The sequence below is a fragment of the Ramlibacter algicola genome (genome assembly GCF_016641735.1).
GTDB classification, from domain to species: Bacteria; Pseudomonadota; Gammaproteobacteria; order Burkholderiales; family Burkholderiaceae_C; genus Ramlibacter; species Ramlibacter algicola.
Window position 1 is genome coordinate 2,783,005 of record NZ_JAEDAO010000001.1, and the last position, 19,637, is coordinate 2,802,641.

A 19,637-nucleotide genomic window follows, 5' to 3' on the forward strand; every position below is an offset into this window, starting at 1 on the left:
TCAGGCCAGTTGCGCGTGCAGTTCCTGGATGGAGCTGACGCCCAGGTCGTCCATGTACTTCATGCCTTCGACGGCCGCTTCCGCGCCGGCGATGGTGGTGAAGGTCGTGACGCGGGCCAGCAGCGCCGAGGTGCGGATCGCACGCGAGTCGGTGATCGCGTTGCGGCGCTCCTCGACCGTGTTGATCACCATGCAGACCTCTTCGTTCTTGAGCATGTCGACCACGTGCGGGCGTCCTTCGGCGACCTTGTTCACAGGCTGGCAGGGAACGCCTGCCGCGCTGATGGCGGCGGCGGTGCCCTTGGTGGCGGCGAGTTCGAAGCCCAGCGCATGCAGCTGGCGCGCGACTTCGATCGCGCGCGGCTTGTCGCCGTTCTTCACCGTCAGGAACACCTTCTTCACCTTGTCGCCCGGGCGCGGCAGCTTGGTGCCGGCGGCGATCTGGCTCTTCACGAAGGCTTCGCCGAAGGTCTTGCCCACCCCCATCACCTCGCCGGTCGACTTCATTTCCGGGCCGAGGATGGTGTCGACGCCCGGGAACTTCACGAACGGGAACACCGCTTCCTTGACGCTGAAGTAAGGCGGCGTGACCTCCTCGCGGATGCCCTGCTGCTCGAGCGACTGGCCCACCATGCAGCGCGCGGCGACCTTGGCCAGCTGGATGCCGGTGGCCTTGCTCACGTAGGGCACGGTGCGCGACGCGCGCGGGTTGACCTCCAGCACGAAGATGACGTCCTGGCCGTCCTTCTCCTGGATCGCGAACTGCACGTTCATCAGGCCCACGACGCTGAGCGCCTTGGCCATCGCGGCGGTCTGGCGCTTCAGTTCGTCGACCGTGCCCTGCGACAGCGAGTACGGCGGCAGCGAGCAGGCGGAATCGCCCGAGTGCACGCCGGCCTGCTCGATGTGTTCCATCACGCCGCCGATGAAGGTGCGCTGCCCGTCCGACAGGCAGTCGACGTCGCACTCGATCGCGTCGTTGAGGAAGCGGTCCAGCAGCACGGGCGAGTCGTTGGAGACCTTCACGGCCTCGCGCATGTAGCGCTCCAGGTCGCGCTGCTCGTGCACGATCTCCATGGCGCGGCCGCCCAGCACGTACGAGGGACGCACGACGAGCGGGTAGCCCAGCGCCTGCGCTTTCTCCAGCGCTTCGGCTTCGGTGCGCGCGGTGGCGTTCGGCGGCTGGCGCAGGCCCAGGTCCTGCAGCAGCTTCTGGAATCGCTCCCGATCTTCCGCGGCATCGATCATGTCCGGGCTGGTGCCCACGATCGGCACGCCTTCGGCTTCCAGGCCCAGCGCGAGCTTCAGCGGGGTCTGGCCGCCGTACTGCACGATCACGCCGGCGGGCTTTTCCTTGTCGACGATCTCGAGGACGTCCTCGAGCGTCAGCGGCTCGAAGTAGAGGCGGTCGCTGGTGTCGTAGTCGGTGGACACGGTTTCCGGGTTGCAGTTGACCATGATGGTCTCGTACCCGTCCTCGCGCAGCGCGAGCGCCGCGTGCACGCAGCAGTAGTCGAACTCGATGCCCTGGCCGATGCGGTTGGGACCGCCGCCCAGCACCATGATCTTCTTCTTGTTGGTCGGCTCAGCTTCGCACTCGTCCTCGTAGGTCGAGTACATGTAGGCGGTATCGGTGGCGAATTCGGCGGCGCAGGTGTCCACGCGCTTGTAGACCGGGCGCACGCCCAGCTTCTTGCGCTGCTCGCGCACGGCCTTGTCGTTGGTCTTGAGCAGCTTGGCCAGGCGGCGGTCGGAGAAGCCCTTGCGCTTGAGCAGGCGCAGCGTCTTCGCGTCGATGGCCGCCAGAGCGCCTTCGCCCTTTTGCGCCGCCAGCTTGTCCAGCTCGAGTTCGATCTTCACGATCTCCTCGATCTGCACCAGGAACCACTTGTCGATCTTCGTCAGGTCATAGACCTCGTCGACCGACAGCCCTTGCGCGAACGCGTCGCCGACGTACCAGATGCGCTCGGGGCCGGGCTCGCCCAGCTCCTTCTCCAGCACTTCGCGGTCCTGCGTCTTCTCGTTCAGGCCGTCGACGCCGACCTCGAGGCCGCGCAGCGCCTTCTGGAACGATTCCTGGAAGGTGCGGCCCATGGCCATCACCTCGCCCACCGACTTCATCTGCGTGGTCAGGCGCGAGTCGGCCTGCGGAAACTTCTCGAACGCGAAGCGCGGGATCTTGGTGACGACGTAGTCGATCGACGGCTCGAAGCTCGCGGGCGTCGCGCCGCCGGTGATCTCGTTGCGCAGTTCGTCCAGCGTGTAGCCCACGGCCAGCTTGGCCGCCACCTTGGCGATCGGGAAGCCGGTGGCCTTGGAGGCCAGCGCCGACGAGCGCGACACGCGCGGGTTCATCTCGATGACGATCATGCGACCGTCCTTCGGGTTGATCGAGAACTGCACGTTCGAGCCGCCGGTGTCGACGCCGATCTCGCGCAGCACCGCCAGCGACGCGTTGCGCATCAGCTGGTATTCCTTGTCGGTGAGCGTCTGCGCCGGCGCGACCGTGATCGAGTCGCCGGTGTGCACGCCCATCGGGTCCAGGTTCTCGATCGAGCAGACGATGATGCAGTTGTCCGCCTTGTCGCGGACCACTTCCATCTCGAACTCCTTCCAGCCGAGCAGCGATTCCTCGATCAGGAGTTCGTTGGTGGGCGACGCTTCCAGGCCGCGCTTGCAGATGACCTCGAATTCCTCGGCGTTGTAGGCGATGCCGCCGCCGGTGCCGCCCAGCGTGAAGCTGGGGCGGATGACGGTGGGGAAACCGACGGTGCGCTGCACCGCCCAGGCCTCGTCCATCGAGTGCGCGATGCCCGAGCGCGCCGAGCCCAGGCCGATGCGCGTCATCGCCTCCTTGAACTTCTGGCGGTCCTCGGCCTTGTCGATCGCTTCCGGCGTCGCGCCGATCAGCTCGCACTTGTACTTGTGCAGCACGCCGTTGCGCCACAGGTCCAGCGCGCAGTTCAGCGCCGTCTGGCCGCCCATGGTGGGCAGGATCGCGTCCGGCTTCTCCTTGGCGATGATCTTCTCGACCGTCTGCCAGGTGATCGGCTCGATGTAGGTGACGTCGGCCGTGGCCGGGTCCGTCATGATCGTCGCCGGGTTGCTGTTGATCAGGATGACCTTGTAGCCCTCCTCGCGCAGCGCCTTGCACGCCTGCACGCCCGAGTAGTCGAACTCGCAGGCCTGGCCGATGATGATCGGGCCCGCGCCGATGATGAGGATGCTCTTGATGTCTGTGCGCTTGGGCATGGCTTACTTCTTCTTCTGGTCCATCAGCGCGGTGAACTTGTCGAACAAGTAGCCGATGTCATGGGGTCCGGGGGAGGCTTCCGGGTGGCCCTGGAAGCAGAACGCGGGCCTGTCGGTGCGCTCGAGGCCCTGCAGGGTGCCGTCGAACAGCGAGACGTGCGTGGCCCGCATGTTCTTCGGCAGCGTCTTCTCGTCCACCGCGAAGCCGTGGTTCTGGCTGGTGATCGACACGCGGCCGTTGTCCAGGTCCTTGACCGGGTGGTTCGCGCCGTGGTGGCCGAACTTCATCTTGAACGTCTTGGCGCCCGAGGCGAGCGCGAGGATCTGGTGGCCCAGGCAGATGCCGAACGTGGGGTAGCCGTCCTCGACCAGCTCGCGTGTCGCGTCGACCGCGTAGTCGCACGGCTCCGGGTCGCCGGGGCCGTTGGACAGGAACACGCCGTCGGGCTGCAGCTTCCTCACTTCCGCGGCGGGCGTCTTCGCCGGCACCACGGTGACCTTGCAGCCGCGCTCGGCCAGCATGCGCAGGATGTTCTTCTTGACACCGTAGTCGAAGGCGACCACGTGGTACTTCGGCTGGTGCAGCTGGCCGTAGCCGCTGCCCAGCTTCCACTCGGTCTGGTCCCAGTCGTAGCTGCGCTGGACCGACACGTCCTTCGCGAGATCCAGGCCGGCCATCGCTGGCGCCTTGCGCGCCTCGGCCACCGCGCGCTCGATGACGGCGGGCGTGACTTCCTTGCCCTGCTCGAGGGCAACGATGCAGCCGTTCTGCGCGCCCTTGGTGCGCAGCAGGCGGGTGAGCTTGCGGGTGTCGATGTCGGCGATGCCGACGGTGTTCTCGCGCTGCAGGTACTGCGACAGCGTCATGTCGGCGCGGAAGCTCGACGCGACCAGCGGCAGGTCGCGGATGATCAGCCCGGCGGCATGGACCTTGGCGGCTTCGACGTCCTCGGCGTTGACCCCGTAGTTGCCGATGTGCGGGTACGTCAGCGTGACGATCTGCCGCTCGTAGCTGGGGTCGGTGAGGATTTCCTGGTAGCCGGTGAGTGCCGTGTTGAACACGACCTCGCCGCAGGTGGAGCCGGTGGCCCCGATCGAAGTGCCGACAAAGACCGTGCCGTCTGCGAGTGCCAGGATGGCGGGGGAGGAATCGCCCTGAGGGGACAGAAGCACTGGGTTCTCCGAAATCGGTATCGGGTACGCCCAAACCACAGCCGAAGGCCGGTGCCGTCGGTGTTGCTTTTGTTCAGGGGAGGAGCTTCGGCGGCGCTAGGCGTACGGTTTGCGGGAAAGCCGCTGATTATAGCTTGCGGCGCTGCTCCGAACTCTTCGATGGCTCAGCGCGCGGCACCGCTCGCGTGCAGGCAGATCGCGGCGGCCGCCGCGACGTTGAGCGACTCCTCGCCGCCGGGCTGCGCGATGCGCACCTGCAGCGTGGCGCGCGCCAGAAGGTCCGGCGACACGCCCTGCCCTTCGTGGCCGAACAGCCAGGCGCAGGGCCACGGCAGCTTGCCCTCGTGCAGCAGGCCGCCCTGGTGCGAACTGGTCGCGAGCAACGGCGCCCGCAACGCGTCGAGCAGCTGCTGCTCCGCGCCGTCGTGCAGCGCGAGCGCGAAATGCGCGCCCATCCCGGCGCGCAGCACCTTGGGCGACCACAGCGACGCGCTGCCCTTGAGCGCGACGACCTGGCGGAAGCCGAACGCCGCCGCGCTGCGCAGGATGGAACCGACGTTGCCGGCGTCCTGCACGCGGTCGAGGACGACGGTCGGCGCAAGAGGATCGAGCGCGGATGTCACGGGCACCGCCACCACCGCACCGACACGCGCCGGCGAGTCCAGCGTGCTCAACGCGTTGAACAGCGGATCGGCGAGTTCGAGACTCGCGGGCGCGGGAATGCGCAGCGCGCGCGGGCACGACTCGGCATGCACGGCCAACACCGGCACCACGCCGCGCGCGATCGCCGCGCGTGCGAGATGGTCGCCCTCGAGCCAGACGCGGCCCTGCTTTCGCCAGGCCGTGTTGTCCTGCGCCAGCTGGCGCAGCGCCTTGTACTGGGGATTGGCCGCCGACCGGACGACGGCAGGCGGCGACGTCACTGCACCACCGTGACGGTGACGCCGCCGGCCGGGTTCAGCGTCATGGTGGCCGCGACCGGCGCGAAGAACCGGCGGTGGTGCACGCAGGCGCCGTGCACCTTCAGGGCCTCGAGATGCTCGGGCGTGCTGTAGCCCTTGTGCGACGCGAAGCCGTATTGCGGGTACTGGTCGTGCAGTTCGGTCAGCAGCCGGTCGCGGTGGACCTTGGCGAGGATGGACGCGGCGGAAATCGCCTTGACCTTCGCGTCGCCGCCGACGATGGCTTCGGCCAGCACCTCGATGCGCGGCAGCGCGTTGCCGTCGACCAGCACCTTGGCGGGTTTCAGCCGCAGGCCCTCCACCGCGCGCTTCATGGCCAGCATCGTCGCGTGGTAGATGTTCAGCTGGTCGATCTCCTCGACGCTCGCCTGCGCGACCGAGCAGCACAGCGCCTTGTCCATGATCTGGTCGTACAGGCGCTCGCGCTGCAACGCGGTGAGCTGCTTGGAATCGTTGAGGCCGCGGATGCGCTTGGTGTCGTCGAGGATGACGGCGGCCGCGACGACCGGGCCCGCGAGCGGGCCGCGGCCCGCCTCGTCGACGCCGGCCATCAGGCCGACCGGGTCCCAGGCCAGGCGGGCCTGCTCAACTCTGGATAACTTCTTCGATCGCATGCGTGGCCAATGTCGCCGTGTCGCGCCGCAACTCGCCGTGCAGCGCCCTGAACCTCGTCCGGACCGCCGCCATTCTGCCCGGAGCCTCGAGCCAATCCAACAGCGCACGTGCAAGTGCTTGTGGGGTGGCGTCGTGCTGCAGCAACTCTGGCACGACGAATTCCCCGCACAGGATGTTCGGCAGCCCGACCCAGGGCTGCAGTTGCTTGCGGCGCATCAACGCATGCGTGATCGCGTTCACGCGGTACGAGATCACCATCGGCCGCTGGTACAGCGCGGCTTCCAGCGTGGCCGTGCCGCTGGCGATCAGCGTGAGATCGCAGGCGGCCAGCACATCGTGCGAGCGGCCGTCGACGATCGTGAGCACGTCCGGGTCCAGGCCGGCATACGCGGCCGCCGCTTCGATGCGGGCACGCAGCCTCGGGATCGCGGGGACGATGAACCGCACGCCCGGCCGCTGGCGGCGCAGCAGCACCGCGGCTTCGAAGAAGATGCCGGCCAGGCGCTGCACCTCGGCGGCGCGGCTGCCGGGCAGGATGGCGACGACCTCGCCGTCGCGCGCGAGCCCGAGGCTGGCGCGCGCCGCCGCCTGGTCCGGCTCGGCCGGGATGACGTTGGCCAGCGGATGGCCGACGTAGGTGGCCGGCACGCCGTGGCTGCGCAGCAGGTCGGGCTCGAACGGGAAGATGCACAGCACGTGGCCACAGGCGCGCCGGATCTTCTCGATGCGCTCGGGGCGCCACGCCCAGATGGACGGGCAGACGAAGTGCGCGGTGCGAACGCCGCGGTCGCGCAATTGCAATTCGAGGTCGAGGTTGAAGTCGGGCGCATCGACGCCGATGAACAGGTCCGGCGGGTCGGCCAGCAGCCGGTCGCGCAGCTGGCGGCGGATGCCCACCAGTTCGCGGTAGTGGCGCAGCACCTCGACGTAGCCGCTGACGGCGAGCTTCTCGTGCGGCCACCATGGCTGGAAGCCCTGCGCCTGCATGCGCGGGCCGCCGATGCCGGCCGATTGCAGTCCGGGCCAGCGGCCGCGCAGGCCGCCGAGCAGCAAGCCGGCCAGCAGGTCGCCGGATGCCTCGCCCGCGACCAGCGCGAAGCGCGGTGCACCGTCCATGGTCAGCGCGCGATGCCGCGCGTGGCCGCCGCGAGGAAGGCGCTCATCAGGGCGACATCCCCGGCGGCTTCCGGCATCTCGCCCGCGAGCGCGCCGATGGCGGCCTTGGCGTCGTCCAGGGTGCGCCCTTCGCGATACAGCAGCTTGTGCATCTTGCGCACGGCCGCGATGCGGGCATCGCTGAAGCCGCGCCGCTTGAGGCCGACGACGTTGACGCCGCGAACCGCCAGCGGGTTGCCGTCGACCAGCATGTACGGCGGGACGTCCTGCGACACCGCGCTCTGGAACCCGAGCATCGCGTGCGCGCCGACCTTGGTGAACTGGTGGATGCCGGTGAGGCCACCGATCGTCACCCAGTCGCCGATCTCGACGTGGCCGCCCAGCGTGCTGTTGTTGGCCATGGTGACGTTGTCGCCGACGACGCAGTCGTGGCCGACGTGCGTGTACGCCATGATCCAGTTGTCGTTGCCGATGCGGGTGACGGCCTTGTCCTGCACCGTGCCGACGTGCAGCGTGACGAACTCGCGGATGGTGTTGCGGTCGCCGATCACCAGCTGCGTCGGCTCGCCCTTGTACTTCTTGTCCTGGTTGGCCGCGCCGATGGAGCCGAACTGGAAGATTCGGTTGTCGCGCCCGATCGTCGTGTGCCCCTCGAGCACGACGTGCGCCGCGATGGTGGTGCCGGCCCCGACCTTCACGTCCGGGCCGATGACCGTGTACGGCCCCACCTCGACGCCGGCGTCGAGCTCGGCTTTCGGGTCGACGAGGGCCGTCGGGTGGATCTGCGCCATGCGGGCGGCTCCGCTCAGGCGATGGTGCGCATCGTGCACATCAGCTCGGCCTCGCAGGCGACCTCGTCGCCCACGCGCGTGACACCCTTGAACTTGTAGATGCCGGCCTTGTGGCGCAGCACCTCGACGTCCATCACGAGCTGGTCCCCCGGTTCGACCGGGCGCTTGAAGCGCGCGGCGTCGATGCCGGCGAAGTAGTAGACGGTCTTGTCGTCGGGCGTGACGCCCTGGCTGGCGAAGGACAGCAGCGCGGCCGCCTGCGCCATCGCCTCGAGCATCAGCACGCCCGGCATCACCGGGCGGTGCGGGAAGTGGCCGGTGAAGAACGGTTCGTTGATGGTGACGTTCTTGATCGCGCGGATGCTCTTGTCCTTCTCGACGGCGAGGACGCGGTCGACCATCAGGAACGGGTAGCGGTGCGGCAGCAGCTTGAGGATCTGGTGGATGTCGAGCATCAGGATTTCTTCTCGAGGTTGCGCACGCGTTCGCGCAAGGCGTGCAGCTGCTTGAGCGACGCGGCGTTCTTCTCCCAGGACGCATTGTCGTCGATGGGAAACACGCCGGTGTAGTGGCCGGGCTTGCGGATGGAGCGCGTGACCAGCGTGAACGAGTCGACGTGCACGTGGTCGGCGATGGTGAGGTGGCCCAGGATGCCGGCGCTGCCGCCGATGGTGCAGTGCGCGCCGATGGTGGCGCTGCCCGCGATGCCGACGCAGCCCGCGATGGCGGTGTGGTGGCCGATGCGCACGTTGTGGCCGACCTGGATCAGGTTGTCCAGCTTCACGCCGTCCTCGATCACCGTGTCGGCGAGCGCGCCTCGGTCGATGCAGGTGTTGGCGCCGATCTCGACGTCGTCGCCAATCGTGACGGCGCCCAGCTGCTCGATCTTGACCCACGCGCCCTGGTGCGGCGCGAAGCCGAAGCCGTCGGCGCCGATGACGACGCCCGGATGCAGCACGCAGCGGGCGCCGATGCGGCAGCCCTCGCCCACGTGCACGCGCGCCTTGAGCACCGTGCCCGGGCCGATGCGGGCGCCGCGCTCGACCACGCACAGCGCGCCGACGCGCGCCGACGGATCGACCACGGCATCGGCATCGATGACCGCGGTGGGATGGATGGCGGGGCCGGCCGGCGGCGCGCTACGCGCCTTCCACAGCTGGGTGGTGCGGGCGAAATAGAGATACGGGTCGTCGGCGACGATGGCGGCGCCGCGCGCGAGTGCGGCTTCACGCATCGCCGGGCCGACGATGACGCAGCCGGCCGCGCTGGCGGCCAGCTGCTGCTGGTAACGGGGGTTGCTCAGGAAGCTGAGCTGGGACGCGGTCGCCAGCTCGAGCGGCGCGAGGCCGTCGATGAGCGCGTCCCGGGACCCGTGGAGTTCGCCGCCGAGCGCATCGACCAGATCGCCCAGGCGCAGCTGCACGGCGGCCTCACTTGGCGGCGTTCAGCGCCTTGATCACCTTGTCGGTGATGTCGTACTTGGGGTTGATGTAGACCGCTTCCTGCACGATCAGGTCGAACTTCTCCTGCTCGGCGACCTGCCGCACGATGCGGTTGGCGCGGTCGAGGACCTGCTGCAGTTCCTCGTTCTTGCGGGCGTTGAGGTCCTCGGTGAACTCGCGGCGCTTGCGCTGGAACTCGCGGTCCTGGTCGACCAGCTGCTTCTGGCGCTGCTGGCGCTGGCTCTCGGACAGCGTCGGCGCTTCGCGCTCGTATTTGTCCGAGGCGGCCTTCAGCGTGTTGCCGAGGTCGTTGATTTCCTTCTCGCGGCGGGAGAACTCCGCCTCGAGCTTGGATTGCGCCGCCTTGGCGGTCTGGGCCTCGCGGAACACGCGGTCGGTGTTGACGAAGCCGATGCGGAGATCCTCCGCCAGCGCGGGCATGGACAGGGCGAGCCCGCCCAGGAGGGCGGCCACCGCGGAGCGGCTCAGGGACTTCATCAGAAGGAGGTTCCGATCTGGAATTGCAGGGGTTGGATTCTATCGCCCTCGAATTTGCGGAAGGGCTTGGCGTAGGCGATCCTCAGCGGTCCGACCGGCGAGATCCAGGAGAAGCCGATGCCGTAGGACGCGCGCAGCTCGTTCAGGCGCCACGGCTCGCTCTGGCTCCAGACGTTGCCGGCGTCGGTGAAGGCGAACAGCCGCAACGTGCGGTCGTTGCCGGCGCCCGGGAACGGGGCCAGCACCTCGCCGTTGAGGGTGATCTTGCGCTGGCCGCCGACGACGGCACCGGTGACGTCGCGCGGGCCCAGCGTGCCCTGTTCGAAACCGCGCACCGAGCCGAGGCCGCCGGAGTAGAAGTTCTTGAACACCGGGTACGGGTTGTTGCCGATCGCCTTGCCCAGCCCGAGCTCGCCGTTGAAGGCCAGGGTGAACTGCTTGGACAGCGCGATGAACTGCTGGTACTGGTAGCTGGCCCGGACGTAGTGCACGTCGCCCAGCAGGCCCAGTTCGCCGGACGCGCGCTGCATGCGGCCGCGGGTGGGCGCGAGCGCGCTGTCGCGCGTGTCGCGGCCCCAGCCGATGGTGAACGGCAGCAGCGTGCTGGTGTAGCCGATGCGCTCGGCGTACTCGAGGTAGTACGCCGGCATGTTGGTGCCCGGCTTGATCTGCGTGCGCTCGCCGCTCAGGCCGAAGAACACCGTGTCGAACTCGCTGAACGGCACGCCGAAGCGCAGGCCGGCGCCGCTGGTCGACAGCGAATAGTTGCCGCCCTGGTTCTCGTACGGCTTGGACGCGCGGTGGTACAGGTCGAACGTGCGGGAAATGCCGTCCTCGGTGAAGTACGGGTCCGTGTTGCTGAACACGAACGTCTGGTTGTACTTGCTCGTGTTGACGTCCAGGCCCAGGTACTGGCCGGAGCCGAACGCGTTTTCCTGCCGCACGGAGAAGCCCAACGCCAGCTTGTCGGCGCTGGAGAAGCCCGCCGACAGCTGCAGCGTGCCGGTCGGCTTCTCGGCGATGTTGACATTCAGGTCGACCTGGTCCGGCGCGCCGGGCACGTCGACCGTGTCGATGTTGACTTCCTTGAAGTAGCCCAGGCGGTCGACGCGGTCCTTGGACAGCTTGATCTTGTCGCCGTCGTACCAGCTCGACTCGAACTGGCGGAACTCGCGGCGGATCACCTCGTCGCGGGTGCGCGTGTTGCCGCCGATGTTGACCTTGCGCACGTAGGCGCGGCGCGACGGGTCGGCCACCAGCGTGATGGCCACGCGGTTGTTGGCGCGGTCGATGTCCGGGCGCGCCTCGACCTGCGCGAACGCGTAGCCGAAGGTGCCGAAGTAGTCCGTGAAGGCCTTGGTGGTCTGCGTCACCAGGTCGGCGTTGTAGGCCTCGCCGGGGACGATGCGCACCAGCGACTTGAACTCGTCGTCCTTGCCCAGGTAGTTGCCTTCCAGCTTGACGCCGGTGACCACGTAGCGCTGGCCCTCGGCGACGTTCACCGTGATGGTGATGTCCTGCTTGTCGGGCGAGATCGAGACCTGGGTCGAGTCGATGCGGAACTCGAGGTAGCCGCGCGACAGGTAGTACGAGCGCAGCGACTCCAGGTCGGCGTTGAGCTTGGTGCGCGAGTAGCGGTTGCTCTTGGTGTACCAGGACAGGAAGCCGCCGGTGTCCAGGTCGAACAGGCCGCGAAGCGTGCTCTCGCTGAAGGCCTTGTTGCCGACGATGCGGATGTCCTTGATGCGCGCGGGCTCGCCCTCGGTCACCGTGAACGTGAGGTTGACCCGGTTGCGCTCGACCGGCGTCATGGTGGTCACCACCTCGGCGCCGTACAGGCTCTTGTCGATGTACTGGCGGCGCAGTTCCTGCTCGGCGCGGTCGACCAGCGACTGGTCGTACGGGCGCCCCTCGGCGAGGCCGACTTCGCGCAGCGCCTTGCGCAGCGAGTCCTTGTCGAATTCCTTCAGGCCGGCGAAGTCGATCTCGGCGATGGAGGGACGCTCCTCGACGATCACCACCAGCACGTCGCCCGCGACCTCGAGGCGCACGTCCTTGAACAGGCCGAGCGCGAACAGCGAGCGGATGGCCGCCGTGCCCTTCTCGTCGCTGTACTGGTCGCCCACGCGCACCGGCATGGAGGCGAAGACGGTCCCGGGTTCGACCCGCTGCAGGCCCTCGATCCGGATGTCCCTCACGGTGAAGGGATCGACCGCCCATGCGTTGACGGCGAAAGCCGCAGCGACCATGCCCGACACGGTGCGCGCGCGCATGCGCAAGAACTGTTTTTTCATCGAATCCGAAGTGTCCCCGCCGGCCCGGGACCGGCCGCGGCCAGGCCGTGAGTTGTTGTGTGTGTCAACCGAAGAGACGCGTGACGTCGTTGAAGATGGCGATGGTCATCATCGCCAGCAGCACCGCCACTCCGCCGCGCTGCAGCCGCTCCATCCACACTTGCGGGATGCTTCGCCCAGTCACTGCCTCCCAAAGATAATACATCAGGTGCCCGCCATCCAAGACGGGCAGAGGCAGCAGGTTCAGGACGCCGAGGCTCACGCTGATCGCGGCGAGGAAGCCCAGGTATTGCAGCAGGCCCAGGCTCGCCGACTTGCCCGCGTATTCGGCGATCGTGAACGGGCCGCTCAGGTTCTTCAGCGACGCCTGGCCCAGGACCATGCGGCCCATCATGCGCAGCGTCAGCAGCGAATACTCGCCGGTCTTGATCGCCGCGAGCCGCAGGCCTTCGACCGGCCCGTGCCGCACCGTCGTCATCGCCGGCATCTCGCCCACGACGGCGTTGATGCGGGCGATGCGCTGGCCACCGACCGTTTCCAGCCGCGGCTGCACCTCGACGTCCAGCACGCGGCCTTCGCGCTGCACGCGCCAGGTCGCCGCGGCCGGCGTGCCGTCGGCGCCCTGCTTCGCGATCCACTCGCGCAGCTGCATCGCGTCACCGACTTCGGTGCCGCCCGCGCGCAGGACCAGGTCGCCGGCCTGCAGGCCGGCGCGCTCGGCGGGGCCGCCGGCGATGACCTCGCCGATGACCGGGCGCGAGAACGGCGTCAGCACGCCGATCCGGCGGAACAGCGCGGCGTCGGCCTCGCGCGGTTGCAGGGCCGCCAGCGGCAGCACCACGTCGCGCGCGCTGCTGCGGCCGTCGCCCACGACTTGCAGGCGCACGTCATGGCCATCGAGCGCGCCGCGCGTGATGAGCCAGCGCACCTCCTCGAACGACCGCACGGGCCTGGCCTCTTCGCCGTCGAACGAAGCCGCCCGCACGCGGTCGCCGACCTGGAGGCCGGCTTCTTGCGCCAGGGAGCCGGCGATGGGCGCGCCGAGCACGGGCTGCGGCTCCTGCTGGCCCCACCAGTTCAGGCCGGCGTACAGCAGCGTCGCGAGCACCAGGTTCGCCAGCGGGCCGGCGGCCACGATGGCCGCCCGCTTGCCGACCGGTTGCGTGTTGAAGGCGCGATGCCGCTCTTCGGGAGCGACGGGCCCCTCGCGCTCGTCCAGCATGCGCACGTAGCCGCCCAGCGGGATGGCGCCGATGACGAATTCGGTGTCCTGCCCCGGCCGCTGGCGGCGCGGCTTCCAGCTGCGCAGCGGCTTGCCGAAGCCGACCGAGAAGCGCAGCACCTTGACGCCGCAGGCGACCGCGACGCGGTAGTGGCCCCATTCATGGATGGCGATCAGCACGCCGAGCGCGACGATGAAGGCGGGAATCACGAGCATGCTGCCTCCCGTGCAGGGGTCAATGGAGCCGTGCGATGCGGTCGCGGGCGGTGCGCCGCGCGCTGGCGTCCAGCGCCAGCAGGTCCGCCAGCGCCTGAGGCTTGGAGGGAACCACCGCGTCCAAAGTTTCGACGTTCACGCGGTGGATGTGGTCGAAGCGGATGCGCCGGTCGAGGAAGGCGGCCACCGCCTCTTCGTTGGCCGCGTTCAGGACCGCCGTCGTGCCCGAGGGCGCGCGCAGCGCGTCCCAGGCCAGCTGCAATCCGGGGAAGCGTTCGCGGTGCCCCTTGCTGTCGAGCGACTCGAAGCTCATCGCGGCGAGTTGCGAGAAGTCCAGGGCGGCCGCGCCGGAGGGGATGCGCTCGGGCCACGCGAGGCCGTAGGCGATCGGCACGCGCATGTCCGGAGTGCCGAGCTGGGCCACCACCGAGTGGTCGCGGTACTGCACCATCGAGTGGATCACGCTCTGCGGATGGATGACGACGTCCAGGCGGTCGGGCGGCAAGCCGAACAGGTAGCGCGCCTCGATCACTTCCAGCGCCTTGTTCATCATGGTCGCCGAGTCGACCGAGATCTTGCGGCCCATGACCCAGTTCGGGTGCGCGCAGGCCTGCTCCGGCGTCACGTCGCGCAGCGACTGCGGATCACGCTCGCGGAACGGCCCGCCGGACGCCGTGAGGATGATGCGGTCGACGCGGTGGGGCCAGGAGGCGGGGTCTTCGGGCAGCGACTGGAAGATGGCCGAATGCTCGCTGTCGATCGGCAGCAGGCGCGCGCCGCCCTCCTGCACCGCCTGCAGGAACACGTCGCCACCGACGACCAGGGCTTCCTTGTTGGCCAGCAACAGGCGCTTGCCCGCGCGTGCGGCGGCGAGGCACGAAGACAGGCCCGCCGCACCGACGATGGCGGCCATCACGGTGTCGACGCGCTCGCCCGCGACCAGGTCGTCGAGCGCCGCGTCACCCGAGAGCACGCGCGTGGGCAGGCCTTCCGCGGCGACGCGTTCGGCCAGCGAATCGGCGGCGGCCGCGTCGGCCATGACCGCGAAGCGCGGCTTGAACCGCGCCACCTGCGCCAGCAGCGGCTCGACGCGCGAGCCGGCGCTGAGCACGGTGACTTCGAAGCGGTCCGGGTGGCGCGCGATCACGTCCAGCGTGTTGGCGCCGATGGAGCCGGTCGATCCGAGGATGGCGACGCGCTGCATCATCGGTTGGCCAGCGAGGCCAGCAGCATCGCCAGCGGCAGCGTCGGCAGCAATGCGTCGATGCGATCGAGCACGCCGCCGTGCCCGGGCAGCAGCTGGCTGGAGTCCTTCGCGCCGGCGCTGCGCTTGACGAGCGATTCGACCAGGTCGCCGACGACGCTCATGCCGGTGAGGAACAGCAGCGAGGGCAGCAGGAACCACCAGCCGGTGTGCGCGAGGCGCGAATAGAGGCTGGGCACGAACGTGCCCGAGTAGCGATCGGCCGCGATCCAGGCGAGCGCGAGGATCACGACGCCGAGCGCCCCGCCCCACACGCCTTCCCAGCTCTTGCCGGGGCTGATGGACGGCGCGAGCTTGCCCTTGGTGAATTTCAGCCCGAACGCCCGCCCGGCGAAATAGGCGCCGATGTCGGCGACCCACACGAGCACCAGCACCGACAGCAGGAAGTTGACGCCGACGGTGCGCGCCTGCGCCACCGCGAGCCACGCGAGCCACAGCGCGAGCACGCCGGCGGCCAGGCGCAGGCGGCGCGGCACGCGCGGCCAGCCTTCGACGCCGACACGCAGCAGCAGCGGCCCGGCGAGCGCCCAGCCGATGCCGCCCACCAGCCAGACCCACGGCAGCTCGCGCTCGGTCCAGCCCAGCGCCCAGGCGACGCCGCACAGCGCGACGCACAGCCCGCCGACGGAGACCGCGGCGACGGGACGGCAGTTGTTGAGCGTGGCGAACTCCCACGCGGCGGCGGCGATGAGGACCAGCGCGAGCGCGATGAAGGGCTGCGGCGTGCGCCAGAACAGCGCCGGCAGCAGGATGGCCAGCAGCACGACGGCCGTGATGACGCGCTGCTTCAGCATGCGAATCCGCGCGGGATCAGGCGGCCTTCTTGGCGGGCGAGCCGACCTGCTGCGAGGTCTTGCCGAAGCGGCGCTCGCGCTGCCCGAAATCGGCGATGGCCTCGTCCAGCGCGGCGGCGTCGAACTCGGGCCACAGCTTGTCGCTGAAGAACAGTTCCGAGTAGGCGGCCTGCCAGAGCAGGAAGTTGCTGATGCGCTTCTCGCCGCCGGTGCGGATCAGCAGGTCGGGGTCGGGCACGTGCGCCAATGCCATCTCGCCGTCAAGCGCCTTTTCGGTGATCGGCTCGCCACGCGCGGCGAGCTTGGCGGCGGCCTGCGCGATGTCCCAGCGGCCACCGTAGTTGAAGCAGATGTTGAACTGCAGGCGCGTGTTGGCGGCGGTGGCGGTTTCGGCCTGCGCCAGGCCGGCGCGCACCTTCTCGGACAGCGCGGACCGGTCGCCGACGAACTGGATGCGCACGCCCTCCGCCTTGAGCGCCGGCACCTCGCGGGCGAGCGCGACGGCCAGCAGTTCCATCAGGCCGGAGACTTCCTCCGGCGGCCGGTTCCAGTTCTCGGACGAGAACGCGAACACCGTCAGCACCTTGACGCCACGCTCGCCGCAGTGGCGGACGCAGGCGCGCAGGGCGTCGACGCCCTTCTTGTGGCCGGCCACGCGCGGCAGGAAGCGCCGCGTCGCCCAGCGGCCGTTGCCATCCATGACGATGGCGATGTGGTGCGGGATCGTGCCCATGCGCGCGCCGGCGGCCTCAGACCGCCAGGATCTCCTGCTCCTTGGACTCGACCATCCTGTCGATCTCGGCGATGTGCCGGTCGGTGACCTTCTGGATGTCGGCCTCGGCGCGCTTCTGGTCGTCTTCCGAAGCGGCCTTGTCCTTGACGAGCTTCTTCACGTGGTCGTTGGCATCACGGCGCAGGTTGCGCACGGCGACCTTGGCCGCCTCGCCTTCGTGGCGGACGATCTTGGTCATCTCCTTGCGCCGCTCCTCGCTCATGGGAGGCATCGGCACGCGGATCAGGTCGCCCATGGACGCGGGGTTCAGGCCCAGGTCGCTCTCGCGGATGGCCTTCTCGATCTTGGCGCCCATGCCCTTCTCCCAGGGCTGCACGGACAGCGTGCGGGCGTCCAGGATCGACACGTTGGCCACCTGGCTGATCGGCATCATGGAGCCGTAGTAATCGACCTGCACGGTGTCCAGCAGGCCGGGGCTGGCGCGCCCGGTGCGGATCTTGGTGAGGTTGTTCTTGAAGGCGGCGATGGACTGGTCCATCTTGCCTTCCATGGTCTTCTTGATCTCGGCGATGGTGCTCATGGCTTGCTCCTCGTCCCTCAGGCGTAGACCAGCGTGCCTTCGTCCTCGCCCATCACGACGCGGCGCAACGCGCCGTGCTTGAAGATCGAGAACACCTTGATCGGCAGCTTCTGGTCGCGGCACAGCGCGAAGGCGGTGGCATCCATGATGCCGAGGTTCTGCGCCATCGCGTCGTCGAAAGTGATCTTGCCGTAGCGCGTGGCGGAAGGGTCCTTCTTCGGGTCCGCGCTGTAGACGCCGTCCACCTTGGTGGCCTTGAGCACGAGCTCGGCGCCGATCTCGGCCCCGCGCAGCGCCGCGGCGGTGTCGGTGGTGAAGAAGGGGTTGCCGGTGCCCGCGGCGAAGATGACGACCTTGCCTTCCTCGAGGTACTGCAGCGCCTTCGGGCGCACGTACGGCTCGACGACCTGCTCGATCGCGATGGCGGACATCACGCGGGCCACCAGGCCCTGCTTGTTCATGGTGTCGGCCAGGGCCAGCGCGTTCATCACGGTGGCCAGCATCCCCATGTAGTCGGCGGTCGCGCGGTCCATGCCGACCGAGCCGCCCGCCACGCCGCGGAAGATGTTGCCGCCGCCGATGACGACGGCGACCTGCACGCCGCTGTTCACGACCTCCGCGATTTCCTCCACCATCCGCACGATCGTCGCGCGGTTGATGCCGAACGCATCGTCACCCATCAGCGCCTCGCCGGACAGCTTCAGCAGGATGCGCTTGTGGGCGGGCGATGAGGGCATGCGGAGGGTCTCCTGTTCTGGGTCGGTCGAGTGTAGCGGCGGCAGGTGGCCCCGGGGATCACCCGGGGGTGGGACAAGCCCGCGTCAGGCGCCCTTGGCGGCGGCCACCTGGGCGGCCACTTCGGCGGCGAAGTCGTCCTGGCGCTTCTCGATGCCCTCGCCGACCACGTACAGGGTGAAGCCCTTCACGGTGGTGTTCGCGGCCTTGAGCATCTGCTCCACGGTCTGCTTGTCGTTCTTCACGAAGGGCTGGTTGAACAGCGAGACCTCCTTGAGGTACTTCTGCACCGAGCCTTCGATCATCTTCGCGGCGATGTCCGCCGGCTTGCCGGATTCGGCGGCCTTGGCGGTGGCGACGCTGCGTTCCTTCTCGATCAGTTCCGCGGGAACGTCCGAGCTGGCCAGGGCCACGGGCTTCATCGCGGCGACGTGCATCGCGACGTCCTTGGCGGCCACTTCGTCACCCTCGTACTCGACGACCACGCCGATGCGCGTGCCGTGCAGGTACGCGGCCAGCTTGTTCGAGCCGGCGAAGCGCTTGAAGCGGCGGAAGCTCATGTTCTCGCCGATCTTGCCGATCAGGCCCTTGCGCACGTCTTCCAGCGTGGGGCCGAAGCTGTCCTGGCTGTAGGGCAGCGCGCCCAGCGCGGCGACGTCGGCCGGGTCGTGCTTGGCGACCAGGTCGGCGGCGGCCTTGGCCATCGCGAGGAAGCTGTCGTTCTTGGTGACGAAGTCGGTCTCGCAGTTGACCTCGAGCAGCGCGCCCGTGGTGCCGGAGATGGACGCGGCGACCACGCCTTCGGCGGTGATGCGGGCGGCGGCCTTGCCGGCCTTGTTGCCCAGCTTGACGCGCAGGATCTCCTCCGCCTTGTCCATGTTGCCCTCGGCCTCGGTGAGCGCCTTCTTGCACTCCATCATCGGGGCGTCGGTCTTGGCGCGCAGTTCGGCGACCATGCTTGCGGTGATTGCTGCCATGTTCTTCTCCTGGAATTCAGTGGTACGGACGGACAAAAGGGGCCCGAGAGCCCCTTCCGCGCAGATGCGGGACGGGCGTCAGGCGCCGGCGCCTTCCTGGACTTCGACGAACTCGTCGCTGCCGGCCGACGAGGCCGCGCGGACGGTGTCGTTGACGGCGGCGGCACGGCCCTCGAGCACCGCGTCGGCGATGCCGCGCGCGTACAGCTGCACGGCCTTGGCCGAGTCGTCATTGCCCGGGATCACGTAGTCGATGCCCTCGGGCGAGTGGTTGGAGTCGACCACGCCCACCAGCGGGATGCCCAGCTTCTTGGCTTCGGACACCGCGATCTTGTGGAAGCCCACGTCGATCACGAAGATGGCGTCGGGCAGCGTGTTCATGTCCTGGATGCCGCCGATGTCCTTCTCGAGCTTGTCCATCTCGCGCTGGAACATCAGCTGTTCCTTCTTGCTCATGGACTCGAGGCCGCCTTCCTGCTGCGCCTTCATGTCCTTCAGGCGCTTGATGGAGGTCTTGACCGTCTTGAAGTTGGTCAGCATGCCGCCCAGCCAGCGCTGGTCGACGAAGGGCACGCCGGCGCGGCGGGCTTCGCCCGACACGATCTCGCGGGCCTGGCGCTTGGTGCCGACCATCAGGATCGTGCCGCGGTTGGCGGCCAGCTGCTTGACGAACTTCTGGGCTTCCTGGAACGCGGGCAGCGTCTTTTCCAGGTTGATGATGTGGATCTTGTTGCGGGAACCGAAGATGTACTGCGCCATCTTGGGGTTCCAGAAGCGGGTCTGGTGGCCGAAATGGACACCGGCTTCCAGCATTTCGCGCATGGAGACTGCCATGGGTTTTCTTCCTGGGGTTGGGTCTAGAATCCGCGCCGACATCACGTGGGCCGCTGGGGCCGACGCAACACCCGGAAGGCACGGATTCGCGAGTTGGTCCTGCAGGTCGCGCCTGCCACGCACCATGCGCCGCAAGCCC

The 19,637-nt window shown here is 68.6% G+C and carries 18 protein-coding genes; all 18 read right to left on the reverse strand.

Features of this window, described 5'->3' with window-relative positions:
- Window positions 1-3,252, reverse strand: a complete 3,252-nt coding sequence (gene carB, locus I8E28_RS13490) for a carbamoyl-phosphate synthase large subunit (protein WP_200788569.1) — start codon at window positions 3,250-3,252, stop codon at window positions 1-3.
- Between the two features lie 3 nt (window positions 3,253-3,255).
- Window positions 3,256-4,425, reverse strand: coding sequence for a glutamine-hydrolyzing carbamoyl-phosphate synthase small subunit (carA, locus tag I8E28_RS13495; RefSeq protein WP_200788570.1), 1,170 nt, complete (start codon window positions 4,423-4,425; stop codon window positions 3,256-3,258).
- A gap of 164 nt (window positions 4,426-4,589) precedes the next feature.
- Window positions 4,590-5,348: a TrmH family RNA methyltransferase gene (locus I8E28_RS13500; protein WP_200788571.1), complete on the reverse strand. Its 759-nt coding sequence runs from the start codon at window positions 5,346-5,348 to the stop codon at window positions 4,590-4,592.
- Window positions 5,345-6,001 (reverse strand): ribonuclease HII, encoded by a 657-nt coding sequence (gene rnhB, locus I8E28_RS13505; protein ID WP_200788572.1) that lies wholly within the window; start codon window positions 5,999-6,001, stop codon window positions 5,345-5,347. Before rnhB ends, I8E28_RS13500 begins: the two co-directional genes overlap by 4 nt.
- Window positions 5,973-7,118, reverse strand: coding sequence for a lipid-A-disaccharide synthase (gene lpxB, locus I8E28_RS13510; RefSeq protein WP_200788573.1), 1,146 nt, complete (start codon window positions 7,116-7,118; stop codon window positions 5,973-5,975). Before lpxB ends, rnhB begins: the two co-directional genes overlap by 29 nt.
- A gap of 2 nt (window positions 7,119-7,120) precedes the next feature.
- Window positions 7,121-7,909 carry an acyl-ACP--UDP-N-acetylglucosamine O-acyltransferase gene (gene lpxA / locus I8E28_RS13515; RefSeq protein WP_200788574.1) on the reverse strand — a complete coding sequence of 263 codons (789 nt, stop codon included), beginning with the start codon at window positions 7,907-7,909 and terminating at the stop codon, window positions 7,121-7,123.
- A gap of 14 nt (window positions 7,910-7,923) precedes the next feature.
- Complete coding sequence (gene fabZ, locus I8E28_RS13520) at window positions 7,924-8,364, reverse strand: 3-hydroxyacyl-ACP dehydratase FabZ (RefSeq protein ID WP_200788575.1); 441 nt, start codon at window positions 8,362-8,364, stop codon at window positions 7,924-7,926.
- Window positions 8,364-9,332 (reverse strand): UDP-3-O-(3-hydroxymyristoyl)glucosamine N-acyltransferase, encoded by a 969-nt coding sequence (gene lpxD / locus I8E28_RS13525; protein ID WP_200788576.1) that lies wholly within the window; start codon window positions 9,330-9,332, stop codon window positions 8,364-8,366. The genes fabZ and lpxD overlap by 1 nt, the downstream gene beginning before the upstream one ends.
- A gap of 7 nt (window positions 9,333-9,339) precedes the next feature.
- Window positions 9,340-9,849, reverse strand: a complete 510-nt coding sequence (locus I8E28_RS13530; RefSeq protein WP_200788577.1) for an OmpH/Skp family outer membrane protein — start codon at window positions 9,847-9,849, stop codon at window positions 9,340-9,342.
- Window positions 9,849-12,143 (reverse strand): outer membrane protein assembly factor BamA, encoded by a 2,295-nt coding sequence (gene bamA, locus I8E28_RS13535; RefSeq protein ID WP_200788578.1) that lies wholly within the window; start codon window positions 12,141-12,143, stop codon window positions 9,849-9,851. The genes I8E28_RS13530 and bamA overlap by 1 nt, the downstream gene beginning before the upstream one ends.
- Window positions 12,144-12,207: 64 nt before the next feature.
- Window positions 12,208-13,581 carry an RIP metalloprotease RseP gene (gene rseP, locus I8E28_RS13540; protein WP_200788579.1) on the reverse strand — a complete coding sequence of 458 codons (1,374 nt, stop codon included), beginning with the start codon at window positions 13,579-13,581 and terminating at the stop codon, window positions 12,208-12,210.
- 19 nt (window positions 13,582-13,600) lie between these two features.
- Window positions 13,601-14,788: a 1-deoxy-D-xylulose-5-phosphate reductoisomerase gene (gene dxr, locus I8E28_RS13545; RefSeq protein ID WP_200788580.1), complete on the reverse strand. Its 1,188-nt coding sequence runs from the start codon at window positions 14,786-14,788 to the stop codon at window positions 13,601-13,603.
- The gene (locus I8E28_RS13550; protein WP_200788581.1) at window positions 14,785-15,639 is read right to left on the reverse strand and encodes a phosphatidate cytidylyltransferase; all 855 of its coding nucleotides are present in this window, start codon (window positions 15,637-15,639) and stop codon (window positions 14,785-14,787) included. The genes dxr and I8E28_RS13550 overlap by 4 nt, the downstream gene beginning before the upstream one ends.
- A 16-nt stretch (window positions 15,640-15,655) precedes the next feature.
- Complete coding sequence (gene uppS / locus I8E28_RS13555) at window positions 15,656-16,372, reverse strand: polyprenyl diphosphate synthase (protein ID WP_200788582.1); 717 nt, start codon at window positions 16,370-16,372, stop codon at window positions 15,656-15,658.
- A 16-nt stretch (window positions 16,373-16,388) separates the two neighbouring features.
- Window positions 16,389-16,952: a ribosome recycling factor gene (frr, locus tag I8E28_RS13560; protein WP_200788583.1), complete on the reverse strand. Its 564-nt coding sequence runs from the start codon at window positions 16,950-16,952 to the stop codon at window positions 16,389-16,391.
- Window positions 16,953-16,969: 17 nt separating this feature from the next.
- Complete coding sequence (pyrH, locus tag I8E28_RS13565; RefSeq protein ID WP_200788584.1) at window positions 16,970-17,689, reverse strand: UMP kinase; 720 nt, start codon at window positions 17,687-17,689, stop codon at window positions 16,970-16,972.
- An 84-nt stretch (window positions 17,690-17,773) separates the two neighbouring features.
- The gene (tsf, locus tag I8E28_RS13570) at window positions 17,774-18,664 is read right to left on the reverse strand and encodes a translation elongation factor Ts (RefSeq protein WP_200788585.1); all 891 of its coding nucleotides are present in this window, start codon (window positions 18,662-18,664) and stop codon (window positions 17,774-17,776) included.
- Between the two features lie 78 nt (window positions 18,665-18,742).
- Window positions 18,743-19,498: a 30S ribosomal protein S2 gene (gene rpsB / locus I8E28_RS13575; RefSeq protein WP_200788586.1), complete on the reverse strand. Its 756-nt coding sequence runs from the start codon at window positions 19,496-19,498 to the stop codon at window positions 18,743-18,745.
- Window positions 19,499-19,637 lie beyond the last annotated feature (139 nt).